This window comes from Enterococcus gallinarum NBRC 100675, assembly GCF_001544275.1.
In the GTDB taxonomy this organism is placed as follows: Bacteria; Bacillota; Bacilli; order Lactobacillales; family Enterococcaceae; genus Enterococcus_D; species Enterococcus_D gallinarum.
In genome coordinates this window covers 69,088-83,742 of the sequence record NZ_BCQE01000018.1, presented here as the reverse complement: position 1 = coordinate 83,742, position 14,655 = coordinate 69,088, and the positions used below count along the sequence as shown (strand labels likewise).

The 14,655-nt window shown below is 43.2% G+C and carries 13 protein-coding genes and 1 riboswitch; of the genes, 12 read left to right on the top strand and 1 reads right to left on the bottom strand.

Annotated features, from left to right (window positions below; genetic code table 11):
* Positions 1 to 51 precede the first annotated feature (51 nt).
* A complete protein-coding gene (locus tag EG2_RS11710) occupies positions 52 to 438 on the bottom strand; it encodes a hypothetical protein (RefSeq protein ID WP_060814874.1) in 387 nt (128 codons plus the stop codon).
* Between the two features lie 264 nt (positions 439 to 702).
* Here EG2_RS11710 and purC point away from each other — a divergent pair, with 264 nt between their 5' ends.
* The 12 genes from purC to wecB all read left to right on the top strand — a co-directional run bounded on the left by purC (position 703) and on the right by wecB (position 14,137).
* Entirely contained in the window at positions 703 to 1,425 is a 723-nt protein-coding gene (gene purC, locus EG2_RS11705; protein ID WP_060814873.1) for a phosphoribosylaminoimidazolesuccinocarboxamide synthase, read from the top strand.
* A complete protein-coding gene (purS, locus tag EG2_RS11700; protein WP_003127200.1) occupies positions 1,416 to 1,679 on the top strand; it encodes a phosphoribosylformylglycinamidine synthase subunit PurS in 264 nt (87 codons plus the stop codon). The genes purC and purS overlap by 10 nt, the downstream gene beginning before the upstream one ends.
* Positions 1,676 to 2,353, top strand: coding sequence for a phosphoribosylformylglycinamidine synthase subunit PurQ (gene purQ / locus EG2_RS11695; protein WP_060814872.1), 678 nt, complete (start codon positions 1,676 to 1,678; stop codon positions 2,351 to 2,353). Before purS ends, purQ begins: the two co-directional genes overlap by 4 nt.
* On the top strand, positions 2,346 to 4,574 hold the full coding sequence (gene purL, locus EG2_RS11690; protein WP_060814871.1) for a phosphoribosylformylglycinamidine synthase subunit PurL: 2,229 nt from the start codon (positions 2,346 to 2,348) through the stop codon (positions 4,572 to 4,574). Before purQ ends, purL begins: the two co-directional genes overlap by 8 nt.
* A complete protein-coding gene (purF, locus tag EG2_RS11685; protein WP_060814870.1) occupies positions 4,559 to 5,980 on the top strand; it encodes an amidophosphoribosyltransferase in 1,422 nt (473 codons plus the stop codon). The genes purL and purF overlap by 16 nt, the downstream gene beginning before the upstream one ends.
* Before the next feature lie 21 nt (positions 5,981 to 6,001).
* Positions 6,002 to 7,048 (top strand): phosphoribosylformylglycinamidine cyclo-ligase, encoded by a 1,047-nt coding sequence (gene purM / locus EG2_RS11680; protein WP_005472505.1) that lies wholly within the window; start codon positions 6,002 to 6,004, stop codon positions 7,046 to 7,048.
* Positions 7,045 to 7,626 (top strand): phosphoribosylglycinamide formyltransferase, encoded by a 582-nt coding sequence (gene purN, locus EG2_RS11675; protein WP_021150959.1) that lies wholly within the window; start codon positions 7,045 to 7,047, stop codon positions 7,624 to 7,626. Before purM ends, purN begins: the two co-directional genes overlap by 4 nt.
* Positions 7,623 to 9,161, top strand: a complete 1,539-nt coding sequence (gene purH / locus EG2_RS11670) for a bifunctional phosphoribosylaminoimidazolecarboxamide formyltransferase/IMP cyclohydrolase (protein ID WP_060814869.1) — start codon at positions 7,623 to 7,625, stop codon at positions 9,159 to 9,161. The genes purN and purH overlap by 4 nt, the downstream gene beginning before the upstream one ends.
* A 25-nt stretch (positions 9,162 to 9,186) precedes the next feature.
* Positions 9,187 to 10,440 (top strand): phosphoribosylamine--glycine ligase, encoded by a 1,254-nt coding sequence (gene purD / locus EG2_RS11665; RefSeq protein WP_060814868.1) that lies wholly within the window; start codon positions 9,187 to 9,189, stop codon positions 10,438 to 10,440.
* Between the two features lie 136 nt (positions 10,441 to 10,576).
* Positions 10,577 to 11,491 (top strand): aldo/keto reductase, encoded by a 915-nt coding sequence (locus tag EG2_RS11660; RefSeq protein ID WP_003127209.1) that lies wholly within the window; start codon positions 10,577 to 10,579, stop codon positions 11,489 to 11,491.
* A gap of 210 nt (positions 11,492 to 11,701) precedes the next feature.
* Positions 11,702 to 12,679 carry a GMP reductase gene (guaC, locus tag EG2_RS11655; RefSeq protein WP_003127210.1) on the top strand — a complete coding sequence of 326 codons (978 nt, stop codon included), beginning with the start codon at positions 11,702 to 11,704 and terminating at the stop codon, positions 12,677 to 12,679.
* A 327-nt stretch (positions 12,680 to 13,006) separates the two neighbouring features.
* The gene (gene wecB / locus EG2_RS11650) at positions 13,007 to 14,137 is read left to right on the top strand and encodes a non-hydrolyzing UDP-N-acetylglucosamine 2-epimerase (RefSeq protein WP_060814877.1); all 1,131 of its coding nucleotides are present in this window, start codon (positions 13,007 to 13,009) and stop codon (positions 14,135 to 14,137) included.
* A 92-nt stretch (positions 14,138 to 14,229) separates the two neighbouring features.
* Positions 14,230 to 14,400, top strand: a riboswitch (M-box (ykoK) riboswitch).
* Positions 14,401 to 14,655: the final 255 nt, after the last annotated feature.

Genomic DNA, 14,655 nt, shown 5'->3' with positions numbered 1-14,655 from the left:
CCCAAAAAAACACCCTTAAAATCGCAATTTAGGCGTTTTTTAAGAGTGTGTTTAACTATTTATAAAATTAGGTTTTAAAGGAGTGAAAGTCTTTTCCTCATTGAGTAAGTTTAGCAAGACATCCAAAAAGGCAGTTTGCATTTCTTCCATATTGAAATAAATACGGAAACAAAAGGTGTGTTTAAAGAAAGTCTGCTGATGGATTTGATGGATAATCAATTCTTCGTTTAATCCGTTTTTATATTGGAGTACCCGTTTTCGATGTTCGGAATAATGAGGCCGGGCATGTTTTTTGAATGGACTGAATAAATAAAAAGATGTCATTTGATTTGCGGTCAACACTTGTTGAACGGCAAGTAGTTCATTATGTAGCTGTTTTCTGTCGGTGTCCGATAAATGAGCGATAAATCGTTGCGCTTGATTTTTCAGTGACCACATGAATCAATTCCTCCTTGGAGATACCAGTATTCACAAAATCAATATAACATGAAAAAAAATAAATGTAAACGCTTTATAGCGTGTGAACAAGTCGGAAATCAGCAGAACAAAAAATGATTTTAAGTTAAACACGAACGTTTAAAGAAAAATTAGTTGTTAATGTACATTATTTTGTTGACCCTTATTCTTTGCGTTGTTAGAATAGAAAACAACAAGAAGAGACTAAAAATCTATGTGAAAAAACTAACTTTTGTGAGGTGTCCGGTGGTGCAAGAAGAATTGATTTACGAAGGGAAAGCAAAGAAACTCTTCAAGACTAGCAAAGATAAAGAGCTCCGTGTGGAGTATCTCGATCAGGCTACCGCGTTGAATGGATTGAAGAAAGATGCAGTTTCAGGAAAAGGAGCACTGAATAATCAGATTACCAGTCTTATTTTTCAAGAATTAGAAAAGCAGGGTATTCCAAGTCATTTTATCAAAATATTGTCTAAACACGAACAATTAGTTTGTGAAGTTGAAATGATCCCGTTGGAAATCGTCGTCCGTAATACGGCTGCCGGCAGCTTTTCTAAGCGCCTGGGAATTGCTGAAGGGGAGCAGCTGCCTTTTCCGATTATTGAATTTTATTACAAAGAAGACCGCTTAGACGATCCTTTCATCAATGAAGATCACATTCGTTATTTGGGAATCGCCACCCCTGAGGAAGTTGCTCAAATCAAAATGCTTGCTCGACAAATCAACACCGCATTGTGCCAACTCTTTGAGAAAATTAAGATCCACTTGGTCGACTTTAAAATTGAAGTCGGAAAAAGTGATGGGAAAATTCTTTTAGCGGATGAGATTTCGCCGGATACTTGTCGCTTATGGGATCTGACAACGAAAGAACATTTGGATAAAGATGTCTATCGTCGTGAAATCGGGGATCTGATTCCTGTTTATCAAGAAGTATTAAATCGCTTAGAAAAGGAGTATAGTTCATGTATTTAGTCAAAGTTTATGTCACTTATAAAGAGTCGGTCTTGGATCCTCAAGGAGAAGCAGTCAAAGGAGCGGTTCATCGTTTGGGGTATCAAAATGTCTCTGAAATACGTATTGGGAAATATTTTGAGATCAAAGTTACAGACAGCAACAAAGAATCGGTAGCGGCAGAAATTGAAGAAGTTTGTGACAAGTTACTGGCAAATGTCAATATGGAGACTTATCGTTATGAAATCATTGAGATGGAGGACAAGGAACAATGAAATTTGCAGTAATCGTTTTTCCTGGTTCGAATTGTGATGTCGATTTAATGTATGCCATCAAAGATGTGATGGGCGCAGAAGCCGAATATGTGTGGCATGACGAGACCTCGTTAGCTGGCTTTGATGGTGTATTGCTTCCAGGAGGTTTCTCCTACGGGGATTACCTTCGCTGCGGAGCCATCGCACGTTTCTCGAATATTATGGCAGAAGTCATTCGTTTTGCAGAAGAAGGAAAACCGGTCTTTGGTACGTGCAATGGCTTCCAGATCTTGACAGAAGCTGGCTTGCTGCCAGGGGTTTTACGCAGAAATGAATCGCTGCACTTTATTTGCAAGCCGGTACAGTTGCAAGTCAATAACCAGACGCCTTTTACCTCTGAATACCAGCAAGATGAACGGATCACGATCCCTGTCGCTCATGGAGAAGGAAATTACTATTGCGACGAACAAACCTACCAGGAACTGGAAGCCAATAACCAGATTGTCTTCCGTTATGTGGATAACGTTAACGGGAGTTTACATGGTATTGCCGGCATTTGCAACAAGGCAGGCAATGTTTTAGGGATGATGCCCCATCCTGAGCGGGCAATGGAAGAGTTGCTTGGCTCAAAGGATGGCAAGAAGTTCTTTGCGTCTTTATTGAAAAATTTCGGGAAGGTGCCAGTACATGAATAAAGCAATCATAGCAGAGCCAACACCACAGGAAATCAAAGAAACCAAGCTTTATCAACAATGGGGGCTCACTGATGAAGAATACCAAATGATTTCAGAAGAAATATTAGGTCGACTACCTAATTATACAGAAACGGGTCTCTTTTCAGTAATGTGGAGCGAACATTGTTCCTATAAAAATTCCAAGCCGGTCTTGCGCAAATTTCCAACCGAAGGCCCGCAAGTTTTACAAGGACCAGGCGAAGGAGCGGGAATCGTCGATATTGGTGATGGCCAAGCAGTTGTCTTTAAAGCAGAAAGTCATAACCATCCTTCGGCCGTGGAGCCTTATGAAGGCGCCGCAACCGGCGTCGGTGGGATTATTCGTGATATTTTCAGTATGGGGGCGCGGCCCATCGCGATCCTAGATTCGTTGCGTTTTGGCGAATTGACGAATGAGCGGACCAAATACCTTTTAGAAGAAGTCGTGGCAGGAATCAGCGGCTATGGAAATTGTATCGGAATCCCTACAGTCGGTGGTGAAGTTGCCTTCGATGCCTGTTACGAAGGGAATCCATTGGTCAATGCGATGTGTGTCGGTTTGATCGACCACAAAGATATTCAAAAAGGACAGGCCAAAGGCGTTGGTAACATAATCATGTATGTGGGAGCAAAAACAGGTAGAGACGGGATCCATGGTGCAACATTTGCTTCCGAGGAGTTCGTGGAGGGAGAAGAACAGCAGCGCTCGGCTGTCCAAGTAGGAGACCCCTTCATGGAAAAATTGTTATTAGAAGCTTGTCTTGAGCTGATCCTTGAACATTCAGACAGTTTGATCGGTATTCAGGACATGGGGGCAGCCGGTCTCGTTTCTTCCAGTTCTGAAATGGCTTCAAAAGCTGGTTCAGGATTAAAACTTTATTTAGATGATGTACCGCAACGAGAAACTGGTATGACACCTTATGAAATGATGCTATCAGAATCCCAGGAGCGGATGCTGATCTGTGTGAAACAAGGACATGAAGCAGAAGTTGAAGCGTTGTTTCAAAAATACGGATTGGAAGCGGTAGTGATTGGTGAAGTAACCGATGATGGTGCGTATCGCTTGTACCATCAGGGAAAAGAAGTTGCCAATTTACCTGTTGATGCTTTGGCAGAAGATGCGCCAACTTATCATAAAGAAAAAGCAGAACCTGCTAGAATCCAAGCATTTCGTCAACAGCCTGATTTTGAACCAGTCATTGATGATGCAACAGCCATACTTTTACAATTGTTGCAGCAACCCACGATTGCTTCAAAAAAATCGATTTTTGAAACCTATGATTCTCAAGTGAGAACCAATACCGTTGTTGGCCCAGGAAGTGACGCTGCAGTCCTGCGGATCAAAGGGACCAACAAAGCTTTAGCTATGACCACGGACTGTAATGCTCGCTACTTGTACCTTGATCCTGAACAAGGCGGACAGATTGCTGTAGCAGAAGCAGCTCGCAATATTGTTGCTTCTGGGGGACGACCACTAGCGATCACAGACTGTCTCAACTATGGCTCGCCGGATAAACCAGAAGGCTTTTGGGAGTTATGGACATCGGCAGAAGGGATTGCCAAAGCTTGTGAAATTCTAGAAACTCCTGTTATTTCAGGTAATGTTTCGCTGTACAATGAAACCAACGGGCAGGCAATCTATCCAACACCAGTGATTGGTATGGTAGGGCTGATTGAAAAGGTCGAACATATCACCACACAACATTTCCAGACACCGGAGGATTTGATTTATTTGATTGGAGAAACGAAGGCCGACTTTAACGGCAGTGAACTCCAAAAATTACAAAACGGGTCGATCAATGGCCGTTTGATGGCATTTGATCTATTAGAAGAAAAACAGAATCAGGCAATCGTCTTATCTGCGATCCAGGCTGGACTTGTAAAAAGTGCCCATGACTGTGCAGAAGGCGGATTAGCTGTTGCATTAGCTGAATCTGCGTTTAAGAAGAATGTCGGTATATCTGTTCAACTAGATTTGCCGCAATCTTGGCTTTTTTCAGAAACACAATCGCGATTTGTGCTGTCCATTGCTCCAGAAAATCAAACCGCTTTTGAAGCTTTGGCAGGTGATAGCGCTTGTCTCATCGGAAAAGTTACAGCAGAACCGCAACTAAAAATCCAAGGTAGCGATGGAATGATCGTAGTGGAAACAGCCTTAGCACGTAAGAAATGGGAGGAAGCAATTCCATGTCTATTGAAGTAAAAAGCTTGAATGAAGAATGCGGGGTTTTTGGTGTCTGGGGTCACCCAGATGCTGCCCGAGTTACTTATTTTGGCTTGCACAGTTTACAGCATCGGGGACAAGAAGGCGCTGGGATCGTCGCAAATCAGCAAGGCAAACTTGCCGGACATCGGGATCTTGGCTTATTAGCAGAAGTTTTTTCCGATGAACGACTTCTTCAACGATTGACAGGTGAAGCAGCAATCGGACATGTTCGCTATGCTACTGCAGGCAATGGCAGCGTCGATAATATCCAACCTTTTCTTTTTAAGTTTTTTGATCAGCAGATTGGGTTGGCGCACAACGGGAACTTAACCAATGCCAAGAGTTTGCGGAAATCACTTGAGTCTGAAGGAGCCATTTTTCATTCAAATTCAGATACCGAAATTTTGATGCATCTGATTCGCCGCAGTGGTCAAGCGAATTTGCTGGATCGCATCAAAGAAGCGCTGAATCAAGTGAAAGGTGGATTTGCCTATCTTTTGCTGACAGAAGATGCGATGATCGCTGCTCTTGATCCAAATGGATTTCGGCCACTCTCGTTAGGAAAAATGGTCAATGGTGCTTATGTGATTGCTTCAGAGACTTGTGCTTTAGAAGTGATCGGAGCTGAATTTGTTCGAGATATCTGTCCTGGGGAAGTTGTCATTGTGGATCAAGCGGGCTACCGTGTTGAGACATATACGGAAGAAGTCCAACCAGCGATTTGCTCAATGGAATTCATTTATTTTGCACGACCAGATTCGAATATTGCCGGCGTCAATGTCCATACTGCACGAAAAAATATGGGACGTAATCTTGCCCAAGAAGCACCGATCGAAGCAGATATGGTGATCGGTGTACCGAACTCATCCTTATCGGCCGCCAGCGGGTTTGCAGAAGAATCTGGCATTCCTTACGAATTAGGATTAGTCAAAAATCAATACATTGCACGAACATTTATCCAGCCCACTCAAGAATTACGGGAACAAGGCGTTCGGATGAAGCTTTCTGCCGTCCGCGGTGTGGTTGAAGGAAAAAAAGTGATCATGGTGGATGACTCGATCGTTCGCGGCACTACTAGCCGACGAATCGTTCAATTGTTAAAAGAAGCCGGTGCCAAAGAAGTTCACGTTCGGATTGCTTCACCGCCATTAAGATATCCTTGTTTTTACGGAATCGATATTCAGACGCGGAAAGAACTGATCGCTGCTCGGCAAAGTGTCGAAGAAATTCGCCAAACGATCGGTGCCGATTCGTTGGCTTTTCTCAGTGAGACTGGCTTGATCGAAGCAATCGGGTTAGATTTAGATGCCCCCTATTCTGGATTGTGCATGGCCTATTTCAATGGTGATTATCCTACACCGCTTTATGATTATGAAGAAAGCTATTTAGCGTCGCTCGAATAAATGGTACAGGAGGAACTCAAAGTGGCAAATGCTTATGCAAAGGCTGGTGTTGATGTGAACGCCGGGTATGAAGTCGTTGATCGAATCAAAAAACATGTCAAAAGAACAGAACGGTTAGGTGTAATGGGTGCCATCGGTGGTTTTGGCGGCTGTTTTGACTTGTCAAACTATCCGCTGAAAGAACCAGTGCTGGTATCCGGTACTGATGGTGTAGGAACGAAATTATTAGTAGCGATCCAACAAAATCAACACCAAACGATTGGAATCGATTGTGTTGCGATGTGTGTCAATGATATTGTCGCTCAAGGAGCAGAACCGATCTATTTTTTGGATTATGTCGCAGTGGGCAAGAATGATCCCGAAAAAATCGAACAAATTATCGCCGGGGTTGCAGAGGGCTGCGTTCAGTCGGGAGCGGCTCTGATAGGCGGTGAAACAGCAGAAATGCCAGGGATGTACTCGGAAGAGGACTATGACTTGGCTGGTTTTGCGGTGGGAATTGTTGAAAAATCTCGTCTGATCACGGGAGCATCGATTGAACCGGGACATTTTCTGATCGGGCTGCCTGCTTCTGGTATCCATTCAAACGGGTATTCATTGGTTCGCAAGATCTTTTTTGAACAGCAAGGTTTTCAAATGGCAGAGAAGTTGCCGGAATTAGGCGGAAAAACTCTCGGAGAAGAATTGTTAACACCAACGAGAATCTACGTATCCGCTGTACTGCCGTTACTTGAAAAACAATTAATTGACGGTATCTCGCATATCACGGGTGGCGGCTTTATCGAGAATATTCCCCGGATGTTGCCGCCGCAGACAACAGCAGAAATCACACTGGGAACGTGGCCGCAACTGCCGATTTTTGAGGCTCTAGCTTCTTATGGAAAAATCCCGGCCCATGAAATGTATGAGATCTTCAATATGGGGATAGGGATGGTTCTTGCTGTTGCACCAGAGAAGAAAGAACAAGTGCTAGCTTTGTTAAACGAGCAGAATGAAGCGGCTTACGTTATTGGTAAAGTAACGGAGGCTCAAGAACATGCGGTTCTTTTACAAGGAGATCCGCTATGAGGATCGCTGTTTTTGCATCAGGAAACGGCAGTAATTTTACCGCAATTGCCGATGCGATTAGAGGAGAAGAACTCAAAGGGGCTACATTAGCGCTGCTGTTCTCAGATAATGCCGCCGCATTTGTCTTGGAACGGGCTAAAGACGCGGGGGTACCGACATTGCAGTTATCCCCGCAGAAATTTCCTTCGAAAGCAGCGTTCGAAGCTGCACTGTTGAACGAGTTGGCGGAACATTCGATAGAGCTGATCGTTTTGGCAGGCTATATGCGGATCGTTGGACCTACGTTGCTAGCCGCTTTTCCCAATAGAATCATCAATCTGCATCCCTCATTGCTGCCTAGTTTTCCTGGAAAATCCGGTATTGCCGATGCCTTTCATTATGGAGTGAAGGTGACTGGGATCACCATTCATTACGTTGACAGTGGTATCGATACGGGGCCGATCATTGCGCAAGAAGTGGTACGTATCGAATCGGAAGATACATTAGAAAGCTTAGAAGCAAAGATCCATCAATTAGAGCATCGAGTCTATCCAGCGGTCATAGCTGAAATCATTCATAAAGGAGACCATCAATCGTGAAAAAAAGAGCGTTGATCAGTGTGTCAGATAAACAAGGGATCGTATCTTTTGCCAAAAATTTAGTACAAAACGGCTACGAAATCATTTCGACAGGAGGGACAAAATCTGCTTTGGAAGCGGCTGGTCTTGAACCGATTGCGATAGAAACGGTCACAGGATTTCCCGAAATGATGGACGGACGTGTCAAAACATTGCATCCAAAGATCCACGGTGGTTTGCTGGGTCGCCGGGACCTGCCTGAACATTTAGCAGCAATGGAAAAACATGACATTGCGCCGATCGATCTGGTTGTTGTCAACCTTTATCCTTTTAAGGAAACGATTGCCCAAGCGGATGTGACAGAAGAGCAAGCCATTGAGAATATCGATATTGGTGGACCAAGCATGCTGCGCTCCGCTGCAAAAAACTTTGCTGCAGTGACAGTGATCGTTGATCCTAAAGATTATCCCCTCATTCTAGATGAATTGACGGAAACCGGTCAGACGCAGCTTGCCACGCGCAAACGCTTAGCGGCTAAAGTATTTCGCCATACAGCAGCTTATGATGCCTTGATCGCCGATTATTTGACAAAAGCAGTTGAAGAATCTGAACCGGAGAAGTTGACACTGACGTATGAATTGAAACAAACGTTGCGCTACGGAGAAAATAGCCATCAAACTGCTGCTTTTTATCAAGATGCATTGCCAGTTCCTTATTCGATCGCTAGTGCAAAACAACTTCACGGCAAAGAATTGTCCTACAACAACATCAAAGATGCGGATGCCGCTTTGCGAATCGCAAAAGAATTTACGGAACCCACTGCAGTCGCTCTTAAACATATGAATCCTTGTGGTATCGGAACAGCGACGACGATTTTTGACGCTTTTGAACGGGCATACGAAGCAGATCCAGTTTCGATTTTTGGAGGAATCATCGTATTGAATCGCCCCGTTGATGAAGCAACAGCTGCTGCATTGCATCAAATATTTCTTGAGATCGTGATTGCGCCTGCTTTTGAACCAGCGGCGCTGGATATTTTGACGAAGAAGAAAAACATTCGCTTGATGACGTTAGATTTTGTAGCAAATCCTGTCGAAACAGAAATGGTCTCTGTATTAGGTGGTTTATTAGTTCAAGAACAAGATACATTAGCAGAATCTCCTAAGGATTGGACGGTCGTAACGAAACGTCAGCCTAGCAAGAATGAGTTGGAAGCAATGGCTTTTGCTTGGAAAGCGGTAAAACATGTCAAATCAAATGCCATCGTTTTAGCGAACCAATATCAAACAGTTGGAATTGGTGCTGGCCAAATGAATCGCGTGGGTTCTGTAAAAATCGCCATTGAACAAGCTGCTGAAGCTGGAAAATTAACGGATGCAGTTTTAGCTAGCGATGCGTTCTTCCCAATGGATGATAGCGTGGAATATGCTGCAAAACGGGGAATCAAGGCAATCATTCAACCTGGAGGCAGTATTAAAGACCAAGCGTCTATCGAAATGGCAGATCAATACGGAGTAGCGATGATCTTTACTGGCGTTCGGCATTTTAGACATTAAAAGACATTAAATTCAGGAGGAGCAGATGAAGCTTTTAGTTATTGGTAGTGGTGGTAGGGAACATGCAATCGCCAAGAAATTACTCGCAGATCCGATCGTAGAAACAGTCTACTGCGCGAAAGGGAATCCGGGCATGGTCAGCGATGGCATTCAGGTAGTTGCTATCCCAGAAACAGACCATCAAAGCTTGATCGCGTTTGCAAAAGAGATGGCCATCGATTGGACCTTTGTAGGCCCTGAAGTTCCTTTGCTTAATGGCATCGTTGATGATTTCCAAGCTGCAGGATTGAACATTTTTGGCCCAAATAAAGCAGCGGCGATGATTGAAGGTTCGAAGGAATTTGCCAAAGAATTGATGGCAAAATATCAGATTCCAACCGCCGAATACCAGTCTTTTGTAGATAGTGAAAAAGCGAAAGCGTATATCCAAGAAAAAGGTGCCCCAATCGTAATCAAAGCAGACGGTTTAGCTGCTGGAAAAGGGGTCGTTGTCGCAGCAACAGTGGATCAGGCACTGGCTGCGGTAGAAGAAATGTTGGAAGAACAAAAATTTGGTCAAAGTGGTGCCAAAGTTGTGATCGAAGATTTTCTGGAAGGAGAAGAGTTTTCGCTGCTGGCTTTTGTTCATGAAGAGCAAGTTTATCCCATGGTGATTGCGCAAGATCATAAACGAGCGTTTGATGGGGATGAAGGACCGAATACTGGTGGAATGGGAGCTTACTCTCCTGTTCCGCAAATTCCTCAGTCAATGATCGATCAAGCAATCGAGACGGTTTTGATCCCGGCTGCTACAGGAATGATTGATCAAGGAACACCCTTTACGGGTATTTTATATGCGGGGCTGATTGCTACAGTTGAAGGACCTAAAGTGATTGAATTCAATGCTCGTTTTGGAGATCCAGAGACGCAAGTCGTTTTGAGTCGGCTAACGAGTGGGTTAGCTCAGATTATTGATGCATTGCTCAATGGAAGACAGCCGGAGATTACTTGGAATCAGCAGTTTTCTGTTGGTGTGGTCGTGGCGGCTGAAGGGTATCCAGAAACCTATCAACAGGGAATGATCATTCCGCAAAAAGCGGCTGAAGATGTTCAACTGTTTTATGCAGGGGTTGCTGAAAGAGCAGGAGAATTGGTGGCAGCAGGCGGGCGAGTATTTTTAGCGGAAGGGCAAGGTGCTTCTTTGGAGGAAGCGCAAAAGAAAGTTTACCAAGCGCTAGCAAAAATGCCTTTGAACAAGATGTTTTATCGAAAAGATATTGGTGCCAAAGCATTAAAGTAACCGCAACTTCTCTTTGGTTCCATCGTTTAAACAAAAGATCGCTGATGAGAGAACAGCGATCTTTTTTTCTTAAAAAGAGGTAGCGTTTTCAAACGGATATGCTAAAATAGAAGAGCAAACAGAGGAGGAAAAATACGTGAAAAAAATTAAATTTGGTTCAACCGATTTAGAAGTTTCAAGTGTCATTTTGGGATTGATGCGAATCAATAATGCAAAAGATCCTGTAGCTGTACTGACGACAGCAATCGAGAATGGTATTACTTTCTTTGATCATGCAGATATCTATGGCGGTGGCGAATGCGAAAGTATTTTTGCAGATGCCCTTGCACAAACCGAATATAAAAGGGAAGATCTTTTCATTCAATCGAAATGTGGTATCGTCCCAGGGAAAATGTTCGATTTTTCGAAAGAACACATTATTAAATCCGTTGAAGGCAGTTTGAAACGCTTGAAAATGGATTATCTTGACGCGTTGCTGTTGCATCGCCCGGATACGTTAGTGGAGCCCGAAGAAGTCGCTGCTGCTTTCGACGAGCTGGAAAAAGCGGGAAAAGTTAAGTATTTTGGAGTCAGCAATCAAAATCCTGGTCAAATCGAATTGTTGAAAAAATATGTCTCTCAACCATTGCTGGCCAATCAATTGCAATTTGGCATCATGCATACTGGAATGATCGATCGAGGCATCCATGTCAATATGACGGATAGCGGCAGTGTCGATCATGATGGCGGAATTCTTGAGTATTCTCGGCTGAATGATATGACGATCCAAGCGTGGTCGCCATACCAATATGGATTCTTTGAAGGTGTCTTCATCGGAAATGAGAAATTCCCAGAACTGAATGCAAAACTAGAAGAATTGGCTGAGAAGTATCAAACGACTGCGACAGGAATCGCATCTGCTTGGATTCTACGGCACCCAGCAAATATGCAGGTGATCGCAGGCACGATGACGCCGCATCGTATCGAAGAGATCGCTAAGGCATCTACGATTGTGTTGACACGCCAAGAATGGTATGAAGTATATTTGGCAGCTGGCAATATTTTACCTTAAAAAAAAGAAGAAACCCTTTATTTAATGGAAACTATCTCAGGAATGTTCGTAAAAGACGAACATTCCTGTTGCTTTTTTTAAAAAAGATTCTAAAACACTTGTATTTATGAGTGAGCTGGTTTAAATTGTTGTGGGCATTAAAAATAGGCGACAGCCATTTGATGCTTGCTTCACTCTTATCAAGATTTGGAGGATATTTTTATGTTTGACATGAAAGTTTTTGATTACGAAGATATACAATTGATCCCTAATAAATGTATCGTGAATAGCCGTTCAGAATGTGATACGACGGTTACTTTAGGCAAACATTCATTTAAAATGCCGGTCGTTCCTGCAAATATGCAAACGATCATTGATGAATCTATCGCAGAATTCTTAGCTGAAAATGGCTATTTTTATATTATGCATCGCTTTGACGAAGCAGCCCGCATTCCTTTTATCAAAAAAATGAAGGAAAAAGGCCTGATCTCTTCGATCAGTGTCGGTGTCAAAGATTATGAGTATACTTTTGTCGAAACATTGGCTGCTGAAGGACTGGTGCCTGATTACATTACGATCGATATTGCCCATGGACATTCCAATGCTGTCATCAATATGATCCAACATATCAAAAAACATTTACCAGATGCTTTTGTGATTGCAGGGAACGTTGGTACACCTGAAGCGGTCCGAGAATTGGAAAATGCCGGCGCGGATGCAACGAAAGTCGGGATCGGACCAGGGAAAGTTTGTATCACTAAAATCAAAACTGGTTTTGGAACTGGTGGGTGGCAATTAGCTGCATTACGCTGGTGTGCAAAAGCAGCTCGCAAGCCGATTATCGCCGATGGGGGAATCCGCACCCATGGAGATATCGCAAAATCTGTTCGTTTTGGGGCAACGATGGTCATGATTGGTTCATTGTTTGCTGGACATGAAGAATCTCCCGGGGAAACAAAAGTCGAAAATGGTGTCGTTTTAAAAGAATACTTTGGCTCTGCTTCTGAATTCCAAAAAGGGGAAAAGAAAAACGTCGAAGGGAAAAAAATCTGGATCCCTTACAAAGGTTCTTTGAAAGATACTTTGGTTGAGATGCAGCAAGATCTACAATCATCGATCTCCTATGCCGGTGGCAAAGATCTCGAATCGATTCGAAAAGTTGATTATGTGATCGTGAAAAACTCGATTTTCAATGGCGATACAATTTAAGTTGCTTCGGCTGTAGAATTGACAGTGGCATGAATAAAAGTTCGATCCAAAAGATTTCTTGGTCTTGCAGCAAGCGATAGGAAAACATTCTTATCACTTGCTGCTGAGGGCAACAAGTCTTTTGGTTTTTTTATTTTCAGCGCTGACCTTCTGCTTTTTGTGGAATCATCTTTATCGACTATTTGGTTTTTCTTAATCTTTCGTTATAATAGAAGAAATGATGAAAAAAACTAAAAAATATTCTGAGCTAAAAGCGGATATTCAGTTGACTAAGTGAGTAAGAGCAATAACAATAAAGTAAACATGCAGAAAGAAGCAGGTGAGTGTTTGACTATCAAAGTAATGTCCGTTTTTGGGACAAGACCGGAAGCCATCAAGATGGCGCCTTTGGTAAAAGAATTAGAGGCTGATCCTCGATTTCAATCAATTGTCGTGGTGACAGCCCAACATCGCGAGATGTTAGATCAAGTATTAGAGGTTTTTGCGATCGAACCTGATTACGACTTGGATATCATGACATTGGGACAGACGTTGACCGGCATCACTACAAAAGTCTTGCTGGAATTAGAACCGATTCTCCACCAAGAAAAACCGTCAATTGTGCTTGTTCATGGTGACACAACAACGGCATATGCCGCAGCAACCGCAGCTTTTTACGCTCAGATCCCGATCGGTCATGTTGAAGCTGGTTTGCGGACGTGGAATAAACGATCACCCTATCCGGAAGAAGCCAACCGGCAACTCATCGATGTGCTAACGGATCTTTACTTTGCTCCAACGCTTCAAAGTAAAGAAAATCTACTTGCGGAAAATCATGATCCAGAAGCCATCTTTGTCACTGGCAATACCGCGATTGATGCCATGCGCTACACTGTTTCTCAAGACTATCAGCATCCTACACTAACAGACAAAAAACAGCGAAAGATTTTGTTGACGATGCACCGCAGAGAGAATTTAGGTCAGCCGATGAAGAATGTTTTTCAGGCATTGGCTCGAATTGCAGGCGAGTTTCCAGAAGTCTCAGTCGTTTTTCCGATGCATAAAAATCCCAAAGTTCGAGAAATTGCCCAAGAAACTCTGGGTGCTTTAGAGAATGTTACATTGATTGAACCTTTAGATGTCATCGATTTTCACAATTTTGCCAACCAAAGCACATTGATTCTAACTGATTCCGGCGGTGTCCAGGAAGAAGCCCCTTCTCTCGGTGTTCCTGTATTGGTGTTGCGGGACACAACTGAACGTCCAGAAGGCATTGCGGCAGGAACGTTGAAATTGGTCGGTACAGGGGAAGAGGATGTGTATCAAGCAACGAAGCAGTTGTTGCAGGATCACGCTGCATATACCGCAATGGCGCATGCTGAAAATCCTTATGGTGATGGTAAAGCAAGTCAGCGAATCAAAGAAGTGTTGGCTCAATATTACCGTCTGTCCGGAATGGCAGATCCTTCGATCCAATGATCCAAAAACTGAAAATGGAATTGAAAAATAACAAAAGTATTTTCACATAATGGTTGACCTATATAATTAGATAGACTATAGTGAGGATAGAAATAAATAATTGTTAGGTGAGGCTCCTATATGGACACAAGCTGCTGCCGCAAAAGTATCGAGAGATGCTTAGTTGGTAGGACAGGTCTAATCGTGAAGGTTAAACCCAAAGCAGCTGATAACGTCAAGTTATCTACGCCCTATAGTGCTAAAGCTCTACAATGATCATGAGTTTTTTACGCATGCTTATTGGGAGCATGCGTTTTTTTGTGTTAATGGTCACTGATGCCTTTATTTTAGCTGATACATACAGACCTTTATGAGGTGCTGCAAGACAATTGCTGACTGCCTTTATTTTTGACCAACACTTCTGCATGATCCAGAGTTTCTTGCTTGATAAACAGAGAGGAAGATGAACATGGAATACCCCAGTCCCCAGATGAACAATAAAAAGAATGCTAGGGGTAGCAAATGCAACTCCTAGTTAT